Here is a 17,819-nt window from a genome sequence, read left to right as displayed (position 1 = left end):
GCTTATTTCACCGGCTTCAGGTCGGGGGCGGCGGAAGAGGGAATCGGCAGCGGGGTGGCCGTGGGAGGCATGGGGCCAACCAGCGGGGTCTCCACGGTGGGACGGCGGCGGCGCTTCAGCATCTTGGCGATGCCGCCGCTGCCCGGGTTTTCAAGCCGCTGCGAGATGATCAGGACAATCAGGATCAGGCCCATCTGCAGGGTGCCGTACGCTGCGGCGGTGCCGAACTCGTTGGAGTAGATCCGGTTGTAGATCTCCACGGACAGCGGTGCAAAGCGCGCCGGGTAGATCACCACGGAAGCCACGTACTCGCCGAAGCCCTGGATGAACGCCATCAGGGCGCCTGCCAGGATGCCGCGGTACATCAGCGGAACCGTCACGGTGCGCAGCACCCGCCAGTGGCCGGCGCCGAGGTTGCGGGCAGCTTCTTCCACGGAGGGATCGATCTGGGCCAGCGCCGCGTTGGCGGACCGGAAAACCAGCGGAAGGAACCGGACAAAATAGGCGACCGGAAGGATCAACAATGAGCCGATGAGGACCTGTCCCAGGTTGAACGGGGAGGGGCTGGCGAAGGCGGTCACCAGGTTGACGCCGACGACGGTGCCGGGCAGCGCCCAGGGAATCATGACCATCACGTCCAGCAGTCCCTTGCCCGGGCCTTTCCAGCGGGTGACGACCCAGGAGGCGATGACACCGACCACGGTGCACGCGATCATGGCGATGAAGGCCATCTGGCTGCTCACCAGGATGGGGCGCAGGGTAGACGGATCGGTGAAGATCCGGGAGAAGTTCCCCAGGGTGTACTGGCTGGGCAGGATCTGCACGGTCCAGGAGCCGTCCACGGTGAAGGCCAGCAGCACGATGACTGCGGCCGGTGCCATCAGGATCAGCACCAGGAGCGTGGAGCCCAGGCCGGCGCCGAGCCGGGGGAGCGTTCCGTGGATGACCTTCACGGCCTGCGGGGTTCCCTTGGAAGCGCTGCGGTGCACGCGGCGGTTCTGGTACCAGCGCATGGCGAGCAGGAACAGGATGGAGACGACGGACAGGACCGTGGACTGGGCCGCGGCGAGTTCGTAGGCTCCGGAGGTCCGTGAGGCCACAATCTGCATGGTCAGGGTCTGGACGTTGTAGAACTGCGGTGCGGTAAAGGATGCCATGGAGACCATGAAGGTCAGCAGGGCACCGGATACCAGGGCCGGGGTCAGCATGGGCAGCAGCACGGTGCGCCACATGGTGAAGCGGCTGGCGCCAAGGTTCAGGGCGGCTTCTTCCATGGACGCGTCGGAACCGGCCAGGCCGGAGGAGACCGCCAAATAGAAGTACGGGTACATGGTCATGGTGTGGACCAGGAGCACGCCCAGGACGCCGTTGGCGGAGACTGCTCCGGGATCGGCACCGAAGTACTGGGCCAGGAAGCGCGGCAGGATCCCGCTTTCGGCGTACAGGAAGTAGAAGGAGACCGCGCCGATCAGCGGCGGCAGCGCCATGGGCAGCATCGCGAACAGCCGCAGCACATTCCGGCCCGGGAAGTCGAAGCGGGTCAGCAGGACGGCCAGCGCCGTGCCGATCACGCCGGTGGTGATCACGGAGACCACGGAGATTCCCACGGAGAGGCCCAGCGCCCGGCCGGAGTTTCCGCCGAAGAAGCCGCTGTAGTTGCCCATTCCGCCGTCGACGCTGGTGCGTGCCGTGGCGAACATCGGAATCACGATATACAGCAGGAGGATCAGGACCAGCGGAATGGCCAGCCAGTAGATGAACCGGTCCGAGGACGTGGTTCCGCTGCGGTTCCGCAGTCTTGCGGCGAGCCCGGTCACGGAGCCACCAGCCAGACCCGGTCCGGATGCGGGAACAGGGTGACCCGGTCCCCGGGCTGTGCCCGGTCCTCGGAATCGGGGACGGAGACCACCAGGTCCTGGCCGTTCCAGTCCACTTCGTACACGTTGACGGCTCCGGTGAACTCGGCCGTTTTGACCGTGCCGCGGAGGGTGCCCGGGCGGCTTTCGCCGCCGGCGTCCGTGTGCATGGTGAAGGATTCGGGGCGCAGGCTCACCGCGGCGGTGTCGCCTGCGGCGGCGTTGCCGGAGGCGGTGCCGGTGACCCGCGGGGCGCGCAGGATTGAACCGTCTGCCAGCTTGAGCTGCACGGAGTCGGTGCCGGTTTCCAGGACGGTGCACTCAAGTACGTTGGAGCGGCCGATGAACCGTGCCACGAAGGAGGTGGCCGGGCGGTGGTAGACCTCGCGCGGCGGAGCCACCTGGTGCAGCCGCCCGGATTCGAGGATGGCGACGCGGTCGCTCATGGCCATGGCTTCGGCCTGGTCATGGGTGACGTAGATGCTGGTGATGCCGGCGGCCTTCTGGGTGCCGCGGATTTCGGCGCGGGTTTCTTCGCGCAGCTTGGCGTCCAGGTTGGACAGCGGCTCGTCCAGGAGCAGGACCGAGGGCTGGATGACCAGGGCCCGGGCCAGCGCCACACGCTGTTGCTGTCCGCCGGAGAGCATGTCGATGCGGCGGTCTGCGTAGCCTTCGAGGCCAACCTGCTGGAGGGCGCGGTCCACGCGCTTGTTCTTTTCCGCACGGGCGGTGCGGCGGACGCTGAGGCCGTAACCGACGTTGGCGCGCACGGTCATGTGCGGGAACAGGGCGTAGTTCTGGAAAACCATGCCGGTGTCGCGCCGGTTGGGTGCGGTGTTCGTGACATCCCGGTCGTTGAAGAGGATCCGCCCGCGGGAGGGCTGGATGAAGCCCGCAACCATGCGCAGGGTGGTGGACTTGCCGCACCCGGACGGTCCCAGGAGGGTGAAGAACTCGCCGTCTTCGATGGTGAGGTTGAGGTCTGCCACTGAAGGCGCGGCACCCGGGTACCGTTTTTCAATCGATTCGAGGAGGACTCGTGTCATGGCTGCTCTCCGCAGGGGTAGGGGGGTGGAAGGTGGGGGAGGCAGCCGGCGCCGGGGCGCCGGCTGCCTGTCCGGGCTGGGTTAGCCCTTGCCCTTGATGTTTTCGGCCCAGTAACCGATCCATTCGGATTCGTTCTGGCCGATGCGGTCCCAGTCGACGTCCATTTCAACCAGGTCCAGGTCGGCCAGCCAGGCCGGGGTCTCGGTCATTTCGATCGAGGGGATCTGGTAGTAGGTCTCGGAGAGGTCCTTCTGGGTTTCTTCGCTGAAGAGGAACTCGAGGAAGGCGTCAGCGGCGTCGGAAGACGGCCCGTTCTTGATCTTGGCGACACCGTCCACCAGCATCGGCGCACCGGACTCGGGGATCACCGGGGTGTACGGGGCGTTCTGGCTCTCGATCTGCAGCATCACGTCCTGCAGGTTCCAGGCGCTGGCGGCGGCTTCCTGGCGGGTCACGCGCAGGTAGAGGTCCGTGGGGTTCGCTGCGTAGACCTTGGTGTTGGCATCGAGCTTGCGCAGCCAGTCGTAGCCCGCTTCGGGCGAGCCCGCGGCGTCATACTGGCGGTCGATCATGGCGGAGTAGATGCTGCGCATGGTGCCGGAGGCCTCGACGTCGCGGATGGCGAGCTTGTCCGCCATTTCCGGAGCGACCAGGTCATCCCAGTCCTTGGGCGCTTCTGCTTCGCTGAGCATGTCGTGGTTGTAGAAGATGACCTCGGCGAGCTGCATTTCGCCTACCCAGAGACCCGCGGGATCGCGCAGGTCTTCGGGAACGGCGTCGATCACTGCTTCCGGAGCGGGCGCCAGGACATCGTCCCCGGCGGCCTGCTTCATCTGCTGGCCGGTGCCGCCCCACCAGATGTCACCCTGGGGGTTGGCCTTCTCGGCGCGGATGCGCTCGAGTGCTTCCTGCGCTCCGAGGGTCAGGATTTCCACCTTGCCGGCGTAGTCCGGGTTGGCCGCCTCGAAGTCGGCGACGACTGCTTCGGCCAGGCCCTTGTCCCGGGCGGTGTAAATGGTGAGGGTGCCGCCGTCGGAGCCTTCGGCGCCGGAGGACGAATCGTCCAGGCCGCAGGACGAGAGAGCGAGCATCAGCGCGAGGCCGCCGGCAACGGCGCCGAGCGGCTTGCGGACAGTGCGGATCATGTACTTCTCCTTGGGTGTGGTGGTGCGGGTGGTTAGTGGATGCCGGCGGGCTTAGCTGCCGGGCGTGAGCAGGGCTGAGGGGTCTTCCAGGACGCGGGCTACGGCACCGTGCAGGATGCCGGCGGCGCCCAGCGAGGCGAAGGTGACGTCCGGTGCCGACGGCGCTGCGGCGTGAATGCGGCCGGCGAGGGCGTCTCGGGCGGGACCGTCAAGGTCAACGGCGTCTCCGGAAAAGACGACGAGGGCCGGGTTCAGGACGCAGGCGCAGACGACGGCGGCCCAGGCCCAGGCATCCAGGACATCGTCACGCAGTGCCTGGGTGCGTTCGTCGGCGCAGATCCGTGCGATGACCGGCCCGTCGGCGTCGAGCCCTGCAGCAGAGGCAGCGGCGGAAATGGCCGGCGTACTCCAGGCGGCCTCGAAGGGTCCCCGGTTGCCGTGGGGGAGCGGGCGGGGTGCTACGGGCAGGAAGCCGACCTCCCCTGCGGAACGCGTCGCTCCGTGGAGGAGCTTGCCGCCGCTGAGGATGGTGGCGCCGATGCCCTCGGCCACATGGATCAGCACCAGGTCATCGACGCCTGCGGCGGCACCGGCGCTGCGCTCGCCGAGCGCCACAAGGTTGACGTCGTTTTCCAGCGTGACCTGCAGCCCGGTGCGGCGCTGCAGCTCGCCGGCAAGTTCCGAGCCATTCGCCGCAGCAAAGTCAGGAGCCAGGCTGACCGTGCCGTCAGTGCCCACCACGCCGGGGAGGGCGAGGACCAGGCGGGCCGGCCTGCGGGGTGCGGCGGCAGCCAGCTCGGAGACGGCGCGTGCCGTGGAGGACACCGGATCCCCGGCGTCGAACACTGACTCCCGGCTTTCCAGCACTGCGGCGTTGAGGTCAACCAGGCTGGCGCGGACGGACCCGCGGGACACCTCCGCCACCACCAGGACGACGGCGGAGCGGTCGATTTCCATCAGGGTGCGCCGGCGTCCGCCGGTGGATTCGCGCTGGCCCACTTCCTGCAGGTAGCCCAGTTCCTGCAGCTCATGCACGATTCCGGTGACGGTGGAGGGGCTGTACCCGGTGGCCGCGGCCAGGTCGGTGCGGGAGATGGGGCCGTGCGAGAGCAGGGCTCCCACTACGGCTTCCACCCGGATTCGCCGGAGTTCCCGGCGGCCCGTTGGTGCATGTGAGGTGGACGACATTCTTACTTTATACGGTGAAGAAAGTAAGATTGCAAGCAGTTTTTTCAAGGTGACAACGCCGCTGTGCCGGTGAGGGAAGGTCCATTCCCTGCGGAGAAAGCGCTGCACGCCGCGTGGTGCCGCCCGGCTGGGCGGCGCGGGGACGGATGAAAACAGCACTGGCCGCCGGCTAATTTGCTGGCGGCCAGTGCGGACCCTGTCCGGGGAAGGTACCCCCGGTTCCTAGCGCGTGGCTTTCGCCAGGTACTCCAGGATGTGCCGGTAGCTGTGTCCGGTTGCCTTGCTCATGCCGATTTCGCACGTGCGGTTCACGGAGGCGTACCCGTCGAAGGCACGGGAATTGATTTCCTCGGCCTGCTTCCGGGTTGCCGAGGCAGTCAGTTCAGGGTGGAGCAGGCCGCGGTCTCCCGCGAAGGCGCAGCAGCCCCAGCTCGGCGGCACGAAAACCTCGGAGCTGACTGCTGCTGCAATCTCGCTGAGTGCGTCGTTGGCGCCCAGCTGGGTGGAGGAGCAGGTGGGATGCAGCGCCAGGGAGCCCAGCTTATGGGTCACTTCCAGCCGGGGAAGGATGCTCTCACGGACAAAGTCAACTGAATCGACGAAGCGCAGGCCGGGGTAGACCGGGCTTTCCCCGGCCAGGCGCTTCATGGTGTCCAGTCCTTCGGTGCAGGACGCGGCGTCGCACACCACCGGGAGGTTTCCGCCGCCGGTGGCCACCCACAGGTTGGCCAGAACCTTTTCCGTCATGACCGAATACCCGGAGGTGAAACCCTTGGACTTCCAGGGGGTGCCGCAGCACAGGTTTTCGATTCCCTTGGGGATGCGCACGCCCACGCCGGCGCGGTCGCAGAGTTCCATGAACGCGGGAGCGGACCCTTCTCCGCCTTCGGCCGGACCGAACATGGTGCCGATGCAGGCCGGGAAGAACACAGCCACCGGATCGGCGTCCTCGTGCGGGGTACGGCGGGTGCCGCCCGCCGGAAGCACGGTCTCATAGGACTGCACGTTGTCTGCGCCGAGTACGGCGCGCCCGACGGCGGTGGCCAGCTTGGGCAGGGGGGAAGGCACGGCCTTGGCCAGGGTCAGGGCCTTCCCGCCTACTGAGGTCATGGTGCCCCATCGTCCGGCGGCGGCCTTCCAGCCGGCGCCGGCCGCCTTGTTGGTGTTCTCGGCGCGGAGGCGGCGAACCAGGTCGCCGGTGTTGATCAGCACCGGGCAGGCGGTGCCGCACATCCCGTCCACGGCGCAGGTCTGCACGCCGTCGTAGTCGTAGTCCGCGCGCAGGGTGGCAGCGAGGACCGTGTCCCCGCGGGCTTCGGCGTCGGCGATTTCGCGGCGCAGCACAATGCGCTGGCGCGGAGTGGTGGTGAGGTCCTTGCTGGGGCACACCGGTTCGCAGTAGCCGCACTCCACGCAGCGGTCCACTTCCTTCTCGACCGTGGGAGCTACCTTGAGGTTCTGCACGTAGGAGCGCGGGTCCTCGTTGATCAGCACTCCGGGGTTGAGCAGGTTGGCGGGGTCGATCAGGCGCTTGAGCTCAACCATGATGCTGTACAGCTCGTCGCCGTACTGGCGGCGGACGTAGGGCGCCATGATCCGGCCGGTGCCGTGCTCGGCCTTCAGCGAGCCGCCTTCGCCGAGGACCAGGTCCACCATCTCCTCGGTGAAGGCCTCGTAGCGGGCCAGTTCGGCCGGATCGCTGAAGTTCTCATTGAGCATGAAGTGGATGTTGCCGTCCTTGGCATGGCCAAAGATCACGGAGTCCCGGTAATGGTGCGCCGTGAACAAGGTGGCCAGCTCGGCGCAGGTCCGTGCCAGCGACGGCACCGGCACCACGATGTCCTCCAGGAGGGCGTTGGTGCCGGAAGGACGTGCACCGGCCACCGTGGTGTAGAGGCCCTTGCGCATGTGCCACATACCGGCACGGTCCTTCGCGTTGGTGGTCATCGCGAACGGCGCGGCCAGGTGCAGAGACTCGAAGAGCGGCAGGGAAGCGTTCTGTTTTGCTTCGAGCTCTTCGGCGGTGGCCGCCTGGTGTTCCACCAGGAGGGCGGCATGGGCCTTGAGCTCCAGGTCCCGCAGTTCCAGCGGGGCGTCCGCTGCCTGCTGGGCCACAAGCAGCGAGGTGGCGTCCATGAGCTCAACGGTGGCCAGGCCGGTGGCGGTAAGGTCCGGCAGGGCGGTGGCGGCGGCGTCGAGGGTTTCGAAGAACATCAGGCCGGTGGCCACCTTCGGCAGCGCCGGGATGGTGCGGAAGGTTGCCTGCGCCACGAAGCCCAGGGTGCCCTCGCTGCCGATCATCAGGTGCGCCAGGATCTCCGCCGGGTTCTCGAAGTCGAGGAATGAATTGAGCCCGTACCCCATGGTGTTCTTCATGGAGAACAGCCGGGTGATGGTGGCAACGGAGTCGGGGTTCGCCACGATCCGGCCGCGCAGGCGGAGCAGCCCTTCGAAGAGTTCCGGTTCCAGGGCGCGCAGCTTTTCTTCGGCGTCGGGCGCACCAGTGTCCAGGACCGTGCCGCTGGCCAGCACCAGGACCATTGATTCAAGGGTCCGGTAGGTGTTGAACTCGGTGCCGCAGGCCATGCCGGAAGAGTTGTTGGCCACGACGCCGCCAATGGTGCAGGCGATTTCGCTGGCGGGATCGGGGCCCAGCTTCCGGCCGAAGGCCGCCAGGCGGGAGTTGACCGAGCGCACGGTGGCGCCGGGAGCCACGCGGACGCGGGCGCCGCCGTCGAGCACTTCAATGTCCCGGAAGTGGTGGCGGGTGTCGATCAGGAGGCTGCTGCTCACAGCCTGGCCGGAGAGCGAGGTGCCGCCGGAACGGAATGTCGCGGGGATGCCCAGTTCGCGGCTGCGGCGCATCAGATCCGCCACTTCTCCGGTGGTGGAAGGCGTGGCAACCGCCTCCGGGATCAGGAGATAGTGCGAAGCATCGTGCGCCATTTTCCGGCGGTCGATCTCCCGGGTGCTGATTCCCCCGCTCCCGAGTTCGGAGATTGCGGTGGCGGTTTCCTGCGCTGTGGCTGACATACGATCCTGATTCATGGCATAGACGGGGACTTATCTCCCGGATCAAATCTATTCCGCCAGGACGGTTTCCAGGAAATGGTCAGGCCACACCGGGTGAGGCGGCCTGGAGGTACTGCAGTACGGCCAGGACCCGTCGATGGTCCCCGGCCGCCGGTGCCAGGTCAAGCTTGCTGAATATGGAAGTGATGTGTTTTTCCACCGCGCCGGCGGAGAGGAACAGTTCAGCACAAATACCTGCGTTTGTCCGTCCCTGCGCCATCAGGTCCAGGACGTCATGTTCGCGCGGTGTCAGCGAGCCCAGCCCGGCCGCCTTGGATACGCCCATGAGCTGCCGCACTACCTCGGGGTCCAGCACGGTTTCACCGGCCCGGATGCGCTCCAGGGTGTCCAGGAAACTGCGCACGTCGGCCACCCTGTCCTTGAGCAGGTAACCGGTTCCACGGGGCTGTCCTGCGAAGAGCTGCGTGGCGTAGCGGGTCTCAACGTACTGGGACAGCAGCAGCACACCGATTTCCGGGCGGGTTGCGCGCAGGGTGAGGGCCGCCCGGATGCCTTCGCTGGTGTGGGTGGGCGGCATCCGGTTGTCCAGGATGACGACGTCGGGCTGCGCAGTTTCAAGCGCCAGGAACAGTTCGTCCGCGGTACCCGCCGCGGCCACCACGTCATGGCCGCGGCCGGCCAGGAGTTCCACCAGGCCGGCGCGCAGCAGGGCCGAATCCTCGGCGATCGCAATCCTCATGCCTGAAGCCTGCCCCACAAAAGCGTCGGTTCGGAAATGCCGGACGCCATTACGGCAGCGGAAGGCTGACGGTCGCCGCCGTGGGGCCACCGGCGGGGGAGGAAACGTGCAGGGCGCCGTCCACGGTGCGGACCCGTTCGGCCAGGCCGGCCAGTCCGGTGCCTGCTGCCGGGTTGGCGCCGCCGGTGCCGTTGTCGGTGACGCTGAGGAACAGTCGGTTCTCCTGCTCAATGACGGCGATCCAGATGCCCGTTCCCCGGGAGTGCTTCACCGCGTTCGTCACGAGCTCCGCTGCACAGTAGTACGCGATCGCCTCGACGGCCGGTGCGGGCCGGATCGGGAGCCGGTAGTCCAGTTCCACAGGCAGCGCCGCGCCGGCGGCCAGGGATTCAAGGGCAGCGTCCAGCCCGTCGTTAAGCACAGCCGGGCGGATGCCCCGGGCAATGGAGCGCAGGTCCGTCAGCGCATCTTTGGCGGTGCCGTGGGCGCTGTCCAGCAGATGCTGCAGCTCCGGGCTGGACTCGGCGGCGGACAGGCGTTCGCGGGCGTCCCCGAGTTTCATGGCGATCGCGACGAGCTGGGCCTGGGTGCCGTCATGCAGGTCTCGTTCTATCCGGGACAGCCGGGCATCGGCGGTATTGACGGAGGCGCTGCGGCTGGTCTCCAGGTCCCTTACCCGCAGCTGGGCCGCCGTCGGCCCGAGGAGACCGGCAGCCACGCGAGCCTGCAGTTTGCCCAAGCCGTTGTTGACGGCCGGCCACAGGACGAAGGTGAAGAGGATACCGACGGCCACATAGGCGGCCTGCCACCAGAACCCTTCGACAAATACGTCCGGTGCGATCATGCTGCCCCGGTGCCAGGAACCGTCGGCCGCCTGCATTTCGGGAAGCCACTGGTACCAGTACCAGTGGCTCATGCAACCCAGGCCCGTGGCGAGGAACGTAAAGCTCAGCACAAAGGACAGCACCGAGGTTACGAAGCTGACGCCCATGTGGGCGACTGCCCGCCAGCCGGCACTGTCAGCCAGGCCGGACCGCAGGAACCCGAAGAAACCGGGTCGGGACGTGAAGGGCACCGGTGCCGGGATGTTCCGGCCCAGCAGGGAGGCAGTGAGATTCCGGTTGATGGTGCCCCAGTACCTGGCGGCCACGATCATGGCGGCGGTAATGACCAGCCCCACTACGGTCACCAGCAGGGATGCGCCGAGGGAAACCGCGGTCACGGCGTATGTGAAGCCCAGCGGAGCGAGGAGGACGCTCACGCCGTGGTACCCGAAGGTCCGCCACGTGGCACTGCGGAAGAAGGCCGGACGGTGCGGCTGTGTATGCGTCACTGTTGCCGGGCGTGTTCCCGGTGCCGCGGCAGGTTCGGGGGCGTAGGTGTTGGTCATGACTCAAGCTTCCTCTGCGGCGGCAGCTGCCACCATGGGGTCTTCCCCCGTATTGCGCCTGGGCGGCTCCTACTGCTCCGCGGCAGGAATCTGGGCGTAGAACCAGGTGATGTGCTCGCGCAGGCGGTCGGCTGCCAGCGCGCCGTCGCGGGCAGCAACGGCGTCGTAAATCCCGTGGTGCTGCTCCCGCAGCGAGGTGAGGATGCGCGGCCAGTCATCGAAGTTGTCCATGGCTTCCTTGACGTACCCGCGGATCGCGCCGCTGAGGGAGTCCATCATGGTCTCGATGACGGAGTTCCCGGCCAGGGAGCTGAGCTCCACATGGAAGCGGGCATCCAGGGTGTGGAAGGTATCCCGGTCAAGGTCCGGCCGGTCCATGGCGTCGAGCAGGTCTCCCGCCCGGTTCAGCGCGGCCTGCTTCTCCGGACTGTCCGGGGCACCGGCGGCAGCCTGCGCGGCCCAGGTTTCCAGCAGCACGCGGGTCTCCACGATGTCTTCCACAGAGAGCCTGCTGCTGGCCATGTGCAGCCGCAGCGCAGAGGAGAGGCCGGCGGAGGGCTCGGAAACGATGATCGCGCCGGACTTCGGACCGGAACCGGCGGAGGAGCGGAGCACCCCCATGGCGTCCAGGATCCGGATGCCTTCCCGCACGGATGCCCGTGAAATGCCGTAGGTTTCCGCCAGCGTCCGCTCACCCGGGAGCTGGTCGCCGAGTTTGATGGCACCGGAGCGCAGGTCGGCTTCGATGTTCTCCAGCAGCAGGTCATAGCTGCGGCGGGGCGGGAGGGAAGCGGGTGAGGTCACTGCAATATCCTTGCACGGTCGCGGCGCGCGGGCGGGCCCGGATGGTCACACGGGTACAAAACGGCGGCCCGGGCAAGGTTCGCCCGGGCCGCCGTTCGCGCAGTTACGGAAGCATCCAGCCGAGGACAGGCGTGGACTGCAGGAATACAACGGTGCAGAGGACCAGCAGCAGGGCAACGCTCCAGCCCACCACCTTCCGCAGCAGCACCGATTCCTGGCCGTCCAGCTTCACCGCGGTCACGGCAATGGCCAGGTTCTGCGGGCTGATCAGCTTGCCTACGACGCCGCCGGTGGTGTTCGCGGCGACCAGCAGGTTGGGATCGATCCCGGCTTCCAGGCCGGCGGTCTGCTGCAGGCGGGCGAACAGTGCGTTGGCGGAGGTGTCCGAACCGGTGACGGCCGTGCCAACCCAGCCGAGCACGGGGGAGAGGAAGGCGAAGAACGCACCTGTTCCGGCCAGCCAGGTGCCAATCGCAACGGTCTGGCCGGAGAAGTTCATGACGTAGGCCAGGGACAGGACGGACAGGATGGTCAGGCCCGCCCAGCGCATGTTCCAGACGGTCCGGCCGATCTCGGCCACACCGGCACCGACGGACATCCTGTAGCGGCCGCCGTCGTCGAACCTGGCGTAGACGAAGGAGACAATCAGGCCGGTGATCAGCAGCAGCGTGCCGGGAGTGGAGAGCCAGTTGAACGTGTAGATGGTGGAGGAAACGGGCTCGCCGGCAGCATCGACCAGGCGTTCGTGCAGGATCGGCCACGGAACCTTGATGTCCGTGGAGGCGAGGAAGGCGGGGATGTCCGCGCCGATCTTCCAGAGTTTGGCGATGCCGAAGATGATAATCACCAGGAAGTAGGGGAACAGTGCCAGCCAGGTGCGGGAGGCGGTCAGGGAGTTCCCGTCGCGGACGGCCACTGAACCGCCGGCGGATCCGGACGTGCCGGCACCGGCAACTGCCATTTCGGAAAGGCCCATGCGTACCCGTGCGCCCTCGACGCCCCGCGGCTGCCAGAAGCGCAGGAACACGACGGCGGCACCAAGGCCTGCCAGCGCGGCAACGATATCCGTGAGTTCGTAGGAGAAGAACGTGGAGCACAGCACCTGCGCAGCGGAGAAGGCAACGCCGGTAACGACGGCGGCGGGCCAGGTTTCCTTGATACCCCGGAACCCGTCCAGGATGAAGACCAGGATCAGCGGAACAACGACGGCGAGCAGCGGTGCCTGGCGGCCCACAACGGCACCGATGTGGTCCGCATCAAGGCCGGTGAGGTTGGCGGCAGTGGTGATCGGGATGGCCATGGCGCCGAAGGCGACCGGTGCCGTGTTGGCCACCAGGACGGCGGCTGCGGCCTTCATCGGCTTCAGTCCCAGCGCCACCAGCATGGTGGCGGTGATAGCCACGGGGGCACCGAATCCGGCCAGTGCTTCCAGCAGGCCGCCGAAGCAGAACGCCACCAGGATGGCCTGGATGCGGACATCGCCGCCGCCAATGACGTCAAAGACGCGGCGCAGGTCCTCGAACCGGCCGCTCACCACGGTGACCTGGTAGAGCCAGATGGCCATGATGACGATCCACACCACGGGGAACGCGCCGAAGACCGCGCCCTGGGACGCTGAGAGCAGTGCCAGGCCGGCGGGCATCTTAAAGGCCCAGATGGCGACGGCGATTGCCACCAGCAGGGAGAGTCCGCCTGCCACGTGGGCTTTGACCTTCACGAAGGCCAGCAGGACAAAGAACGTGAGCAGGGGGATGAGCGCCACGATGGCGGATGCGGCGACGCTGCCGAACACCGGGTCAGTGGTGGCGGTGAAGTGATCCACGGGGGACCTCCGGGGGAGTGGAGAACTGGTTGGGAGATGGTCAGACCACAATGGTCAGACCAAGGAACTCTAGCGCACTCCGCCGGTGCGTGTGATCATGGCCACCAGTTCGGGATGCTTTGGTGTGTTGCAGGCAACGTGCCTACTATGGTCTGACCACACGAGCTTCGGGGCATCCCCGTTGAGAGGCACCCATGAGAATTGCACTATTTGCCACCTGCATCGTGGATGCGATGTATCCGCGGACGGCACGCGCCACCGTAGAGATCCTGGAGCGGCTGGGACACGAAGTGGTGTTCCCCTCCGGCCAGGCCTGCTGCGGCCAGATGCACGTCAATTCCGGCTACCTGCCCGAGGCAGTCCCCGTAGTCCGCAACCACGTTGAGGCATTCACCGCCGCTGACTACGACGTCGCCGTTGCGCCGTCGGGCTCCTGCGTCGGCTCAGTCAAGCACCAGCACCCCATGGTTGCCCGCTCTGCCGGAGACAAGGACCTGGAAGCACGGGCCGAAGCCGTGGGTGCCCGCACCTATGAGCTCTCCGAACTGCTGACGGACGTCCTGGGCATTACCAACGCCGCTGAACAGCTCGGCTCCTGGTTCCCGCACAAGATCACCTATCACCCCAGCTGCCACGGCATGCGCCTGCTGCGCCTTGGCGACCGGCAGCTGAACCTCCTGCAGAGCGTGGGCGGCATCGAGGTTGCCGAGCTGCCCCAGGCAGACCAGTGCTGCGGCTTCGGCGGTACCTTCTCCATGAAGAACGCGGACGTTTCCTCCGCGATGCTCGAGGACAAGGCGGCGAACATCAAGGCAACCGGTGCTTCGCTCTGCTCCGGCGGCGACGCATCCTGCCTGCTGCACATTGGCGGTGGGCTCTCCCGCGAGGGCAGCGAGGTCACCACCCTGCACTTTGCAGAGATCCTGGCCAGCACCCGGGAGAACCCCGTTTCCATCACGGGGGATGTCATGGTCAGTGGAAAGGCCGTCCGATGAGCACCTACCTAGGCATGCCAACCCTGCCGGTCTACGGCAAGGGCAACCTCAACGCCGTCGACTCCTTCCCTGCGGCGGCCCACCGGGAACTGGGCAATACCCAGCTGCGCGCCAACCTTGAACACGCCACGCACACCATCCGCGACAAGCGCCTTCGTGTAGTGGGGGAACTGCCGGACTGGGAGGACCTGCGCAGCGCCGGCAGTGCCGTGAAGGAATCCGTCATGGCACGGCTGCCCGAACTGCTGGAGGAGTTCGAGAAGAACTTCACCGCCCGCGGCGGCATCATCCACTGGGCCCGCGACGCGGACGAAGCCAACGCGATTGTCCGCGACCTGATCCGTGCCGAGGGCGTGGACGAGGTGGTCAAGGTTAAGTCCATGGCCACCCAGGAAATCGGGCTGAACGAGTACCTCGAAGAGCAGGGCATCGCGGCCTTCGAAACGGACCTCGCGGAACTGATCGTCCAGCTGGACCATGACAAGCCCAGCCACATCCTGGTGCCGGCGATCCACAAGAACCGCACCCAGGTACGGGACATCTTCCTGCGCGAAATGCCGGGCGTGGACCCTGACCTCACCAACGAGCCGGCGAAACTGGCCGAGGCGGCCCGCTCCCACCTGCGGCGCAAATTCCTGTCTTCCAAGGTGGCCATTTCCGGCGCCAACTTTGCGATTGCCGAGTCCGGAACGCTCGCCGTGGTTGAATCCGAGGGCAACGGGCGCATGTGCCTGACCCTGCCGGAAACCCTCATTACGGTCATGGGCGTGGAAAAGCTGCTGCCGGCCTGGAGTGATCTGGAAGTCTTTATGCAGCTGCTGCCGCGGTCTTCCACCGGTGAACGAATGAATCCGTACACCTCGCTGTGGACCGGTGTCACCGAAGGGGACGGTCCGCAGAACGTGCACCTGGTCCTGGTGGACAACGGCCGCAGCGCCGCGCTGGCGGATGAAATGGGCCGTTCGGCCCTGCACTGCATCCGCTGCAGCGCCTGCATGAACGTGTGTCCGGTCTACGAGCGCACCGGCGGCCACGCCTACGGCTCCACCTATCCGGGCCCCATCGGCGCCATTTTGTCCCCGCTGATGACCGGCATCCAGAGCGAGGAAAACAGCTCGCTGCCCTATGCATCCTCCCTCTGCGGGGCCTGCTATGACGCCTGCCCGGTAAAGATCAACATCCCGGAAATCCTGGTCCACCTGCGCTCCGTGGATGTGGAGAGCAAGCGTGCCAAGAAGGTCCCCACACAGATGGACCTGATGATGAAGGGCGCCTCCTGGGCGTTCTCCCGCGGCCGGAACCTCGGCCTCCTGGAAAAGGGCCTGCCGCTGGGCAGGCTGGCAGCCGGACGGAAGCGCAAGATCACCAAGCTGCCCGGCATCGCCGCCGGCTGGACCCAGAGCCGGGACATTCCGGCGCCGCCCGCCCAGTCCTTCCGGGACTGGTGGGCCAAGGAACATGAGGGCGGCAGGCCGGCCGCGGATTCGGCCCGGGGGGAGAAGACGGCATGAGTGCACGCGAAGAGATCCTGGAACGGCTGCGCGGTGCCCTGAAGGACGCCCCGGCTGTCCCCGAGGTGCCCCGCACCTACCGCACCGCCGTCGACGCCCCGGAAGCCGAACGGATTCGTGTGCTGGTGGACCGGCTGGAAGACTACAAGGCGGGCGTCACCGTGGTGGAGGAGTCCGGCGTCGGACCCCGCATTGCGGAACTGCTCGACGGCGCTGCCAGCTACGTGGTCCCTGCAGGAATCGAGGAAGCCTGGCTGGCTGATGCTGATGCTGCCAGGCCGGGCCGGCGCCGCACTGACTCCCGCACCGAACCGCTGACCGTCACCGAACTGGACAGCACATCCGCCGTGGTGACCGGCAGTGCCGTCTCGGTGGCCGAAACCGGAACCATCATCCTGGACGGCAGCGAAGGCATGGGCCGGCGAGCCATCTCCCTGATCCCTGACCATCACGTGTGCGTGGTCAGGGCCTCGGATATCACCATGATCCTTCCGGAAGCGCTGCGGCGCCTGGACGGCACCCGGCCGCTGACCTGGATCAGCGGCCCGAGCGCCACGAGCGACATCGAGCTTGAACGCGTCGAGGGCGTGCACGGTCCCCGGACGCTGGACGTTCTCATCGTCCGCAGCTGACCGGTTCAGCGGAACCTGCACTGCAGAACCGAAGGAGGCCGGACCCGCTGGGGGACCGGCCTCCTTCGAAGTCCTACGCGTCCGTGTAGCCGGTCCGCCAGCCGCCTTTGTAGTCCTTGCGCACGGTCTCGGAGTACGGAACCGGGCTGACCACCGCGCGCACCTGAAGCTGGCGGTGCGGTTCAACGGTGGTCTTGGCGGTGCCGCCGTCGGGCTCGCCCCACACCACGCGGAGCTCGCTGCCCTCGGGGACGTCCGGGTTCACCGTTGCCAGCGAGAGCCCGCGGCGTTCGTTGGCCGAGTAGCCGGTAAACATCGACACACCCACCACGTTGCCGTCGGCGTCGATCACCGAGTCGTAGTTGGAGGAGCCGTAGTTGGCCAGCGGCAGGTCGAAGTACTTGTACGGGGTCTGTTCCGTGTCCAGCTGCGAGGTGAAGATCCGGCCCAGGTCCTCCGGGTTCCACGCGAGGGTAACCTTGCGCCGCTGCGCAGCCGGGTCCATGGACTCGAGCGCCTCGCGGCCAATGAAGTCATGGTCGAACTTCACGAAGGATCCGTAGCCGAGCTCCCAGGGAGTGAGGTAGTAGTCCTCGATGTTGTCGGAGACGAAACTGCCGGCGACGGCGTTGGTCGCTTCATAGCTGTCCGCGCCCAGCCATTCACGGTACGGGCGCAGGCGCTCATCGGTGTAGATAGCCGGCAGCGGCGACGGAATCCAGCCGGATTCGAGCGTGTTGGAGGGATAGGCGCGGGCACCCACGGCGGCCATGCCGAACTCGGCGCCGGCTTCCATCAGGGCATCGCGGACCTTGTCGTAGGAGGCGTAGTCACCCCAGATCTCCAGGCCGGGCGCGCCGGCCATGCCGTGCCGCAGCGTCCGCACCTGCTCGCCGGCAATGTTCATGGTGTCCATGTTGAAGAACTTCAGCTGTTCCAGGGGACCGCCGTTGGCCTTCTCGATGATGTCCCAGGCGCTGGGTCCCTGGACCTGGAACCGCCAGTAGCGCCGGCTCACGGGCTTGCCCATGGGGCGCGACGGCGAGCGGCGGTCCACCTCGATCTCCAGGTTGTAGCCGCCGGTCTCCGCGTTGAACAGCAGCCAGTTGGCGGCCGGGGCGCGGCCCACGTAGACATATTCGTCCTCGTCCTGGTGGAAGAGGATGCCGTCGCCGATCACGTGGCCGGACGGCGTCGTCGGCACGTACTGCTTCGCCTTGTTCACCGGGAAGCTGGCCACGGAGTTGATGGCGGTGTCGGAAATGAGTTTCAGGGCATCGGGTCCCTTGATGAACACATTGTCCATATGGTGCGACTGGTCGAAGAGCACGGCGGTTTCCCGCCAGGCTCGCTGCTCGCTGCGCCAGTTGGTGAATTCGGGGGCGACGACGGGGTAGATGTACGCGCCGATCTGCGAGTTGCGGAGCAGATCGACGACTGACCCGGACGCATCCAGGACTTCCTGCAGATTCTTTGGTGCCACGGTGAACCTCTGTTTCTGTCGGACGGGGAGCCGGCCTCAAGCCGGTGCCGCCGACTTTATATCTATCGACATAGGTAAGTCGAGGGTCTGCGGGAGACGCGAAGAAATGTCTGGTGAATGCCTATCCGGATAGATAGTGTGGGCTGCATCACACCTGCGGTGCGGCTCGGCCGT

Annotated in this window: 13 protein-coding genes; 3 read left to right on the top strand and 10 right to left on the bottom strand. The window is 66.8% G+C overall.

What is annotated here, in order from left to right; genetic code table 11:
• Positions 1-2: 2 nt before the first annotated feature.
• The 9 genes from ACSLGO_RS13810 to ACSLGO_RS13770 form a co-directional block, all read right to left on the bottom strand.
• Positions 3-1,817: an ABC transporter permease gene (locus tag ACSLGO_RS13810; protein WP_436401305.1), complete on the bottom strand. Its 1,815-nt coding sequence runs from the start codon at positions 1,815-1,817 to the stop codon at positions 3-5.
• Positions 1,814-2,902 carry an ABC transporter ATP-binding protein gene (locus ACSLGO_RS13805; protein ID WP_152274838.1) on the bottom strand — a complete coding sequence of 363 codons (1,089 nt, stop codon included), beginning with the start codon at positions 2,900-2,902 and terminating at the stop codon, positions 1,814-1,816. Before ACSLGO_RS13805 ends, ACSLGO_RS13810 begins: the two co-directional genes overlap by 4 nt.
• 81 nt (positions 2,903-2,983) lie before the next feature.
• Complete coding sequence (locus ACSLGO_RS13800) at positions 2,984-4,048, bottom strand: extracellular solute-binding protein (protein WP_091607170.1); 1,065 nt, start codon at positions 4,046-4,048, stop codon at positions 2,984-2,986.
• 51 nt (positions 4,049-4,099) lie between these two features.
• Positions 4,100-5,236 carry an ROK family transcriptional regulator gene (locus tag ACSLGO_RS13795; RefSeq protein ID WP_436401304.1) on the bottom strand — a complete coding sequence of 379 codons (1,137 nt, stop codon included), beginning with the start codon at positions 5,234-5,236 and terminating at the stop codon, positions 4,100-4,102.
• 222 nt (positions 5,237-5,458) lie between these two features.
• Positions 5,459-8,269: an FAD-binding and (Fe-S)-binding domain-containing protein gene (locus tag ACSLGO_RS13790; RefSeq protein WP_436401303.1), complete on the bottom strand. Its 2,811-nt coding sequence runs from the start codon at positions 8,267-8,269 to the stop codon at positions 5,459-5,461.
• 79 nt (positions 8,270-8,348) lie between these two features.
• On the bottom strand, positions 8,349-9,008 hold the full coding sequence (locus ACSLGO_RS13785; RefSeq protein ID WP_436401302.1) for a response regulator transcription factor: 660 nt from the start codon (positions 9,006-9,008) through the stop codon (positions 8,349-8,351).
• 49 nt (positions 9,009-9,057) lie between these two features.
• On the bottom strand, positions 9,058-10,398 hold the full coding sequence (locus tag ACSLGO_RS13780) for a sensor histidine kinase (protein WP_436401301.1): 1,341 nt from the start codon (positions 10,396-10,398) through the stop codon (positions 9,058-9,060).
• Between the two features lie 69 nt (positions 10,399-10,467).
• Positions 10,468-11,202: a FadR/GntR family transcriptional regulator gene (locus tag ACSLGO_RS13775; protein WP_386886632.1), complete on the bottom strand. Its 735-nt coding sequence runs from the start codon at positions 11,200-11,202 to the stop codon at positions 10,468-10,470.
• 103 nt (positions 11,203-11,305) lie between these two features.
• A complete protein-coding gene (locus ACSLGO_RS13770; protein ID WP_436401300.1) occupies positions 11,306-13,024 on the bottom strand; it encodes an L-lactate permease in 1,719 nt (572 codons plus the stop codon).
• Positions 13,025-13,218: 194 nt separating this feature from the next.
• On the opposite strand from ACSLGO_RS13770, the gene ACSLGO_RS13765 reads away from it, so the two are divergent.
• Genes ACSLGO_RS13765 through ACSLGO_RS13755 form a run of 3 tightly spaced genes read left to right on the top strand, consistent with a single transcriptional unit; the run spans position 13,219 to position 16,162 of the window.
• On the top strand, positions 13,219-14,019 hold the full coding sequence (locus ACSLGO_RS13765) for a (Fe-S)-binding protein (RefSeq protein ID WP_152274830.1): 801 nt from the start codon (positions 13,219-13,221) through the stop codon (positions 14,017-14,019).
• Positions 14,016-15,530: a LutB/LldF family L-lactate oxidation iron-sulfur protein gene (locus tag ACSLGO_RS13760; RefSeq protein WP_436401299.1), complete on the top strand. Its 1,515-nt coding sequence runs from the start codon at positions 14,016-14,018 to the stop codon at positions 15,528-15,530. The genes ACSLGO_RS13765 and ACSLGO_RS13760 overlap by 4 nt, the downstream gene beginning before the upstream one ends.
• A complete protein-coding gene (locus tag ACSLGO_RS13755) occupies positions 15,527-16,162 on the top strand; it encodes a LutC/YkgG family protein (RefSeq protein ID WP_325786933.1) in 636 nt (211 codons plus the stop codon). Before ACSLGO_RS13760 ends, ACSLGO_RS13755 begins: the two co-directional genes overlap by 4 nt.
• Before the next feature lie 73 nt (positions 16,163-16,235).
• On the opposite strand, the gene ligM is transcribed toward ACSLGO_RS13755, so the two are convergent.
• Entirely contained in the window at positions 16,236-17,645 is a 1,410-nt protein-coding gene (gene ligM, locus ACSLGO_RS13750) for a vanillate/3-O-methylgallate O-demethylase (protein WP_152274828.1), read from the bottom strand.
• Positions 17,646-17,819: the final 174 nt, after the last annotated feature.

The organism is Arthrobacter sp. IK3, assembly GCF_051337705.1.
Taxonomy (GTDB): Bacteria; Actinomycetota; Actinomycetes; order Actinomycetales; family Micrococcaceae; genus Arthrobacter_B; species Arthrobacter_B koreensis.
This window is presented reverse-complemented; position numbering and strand designations above follow the sequence as displayed.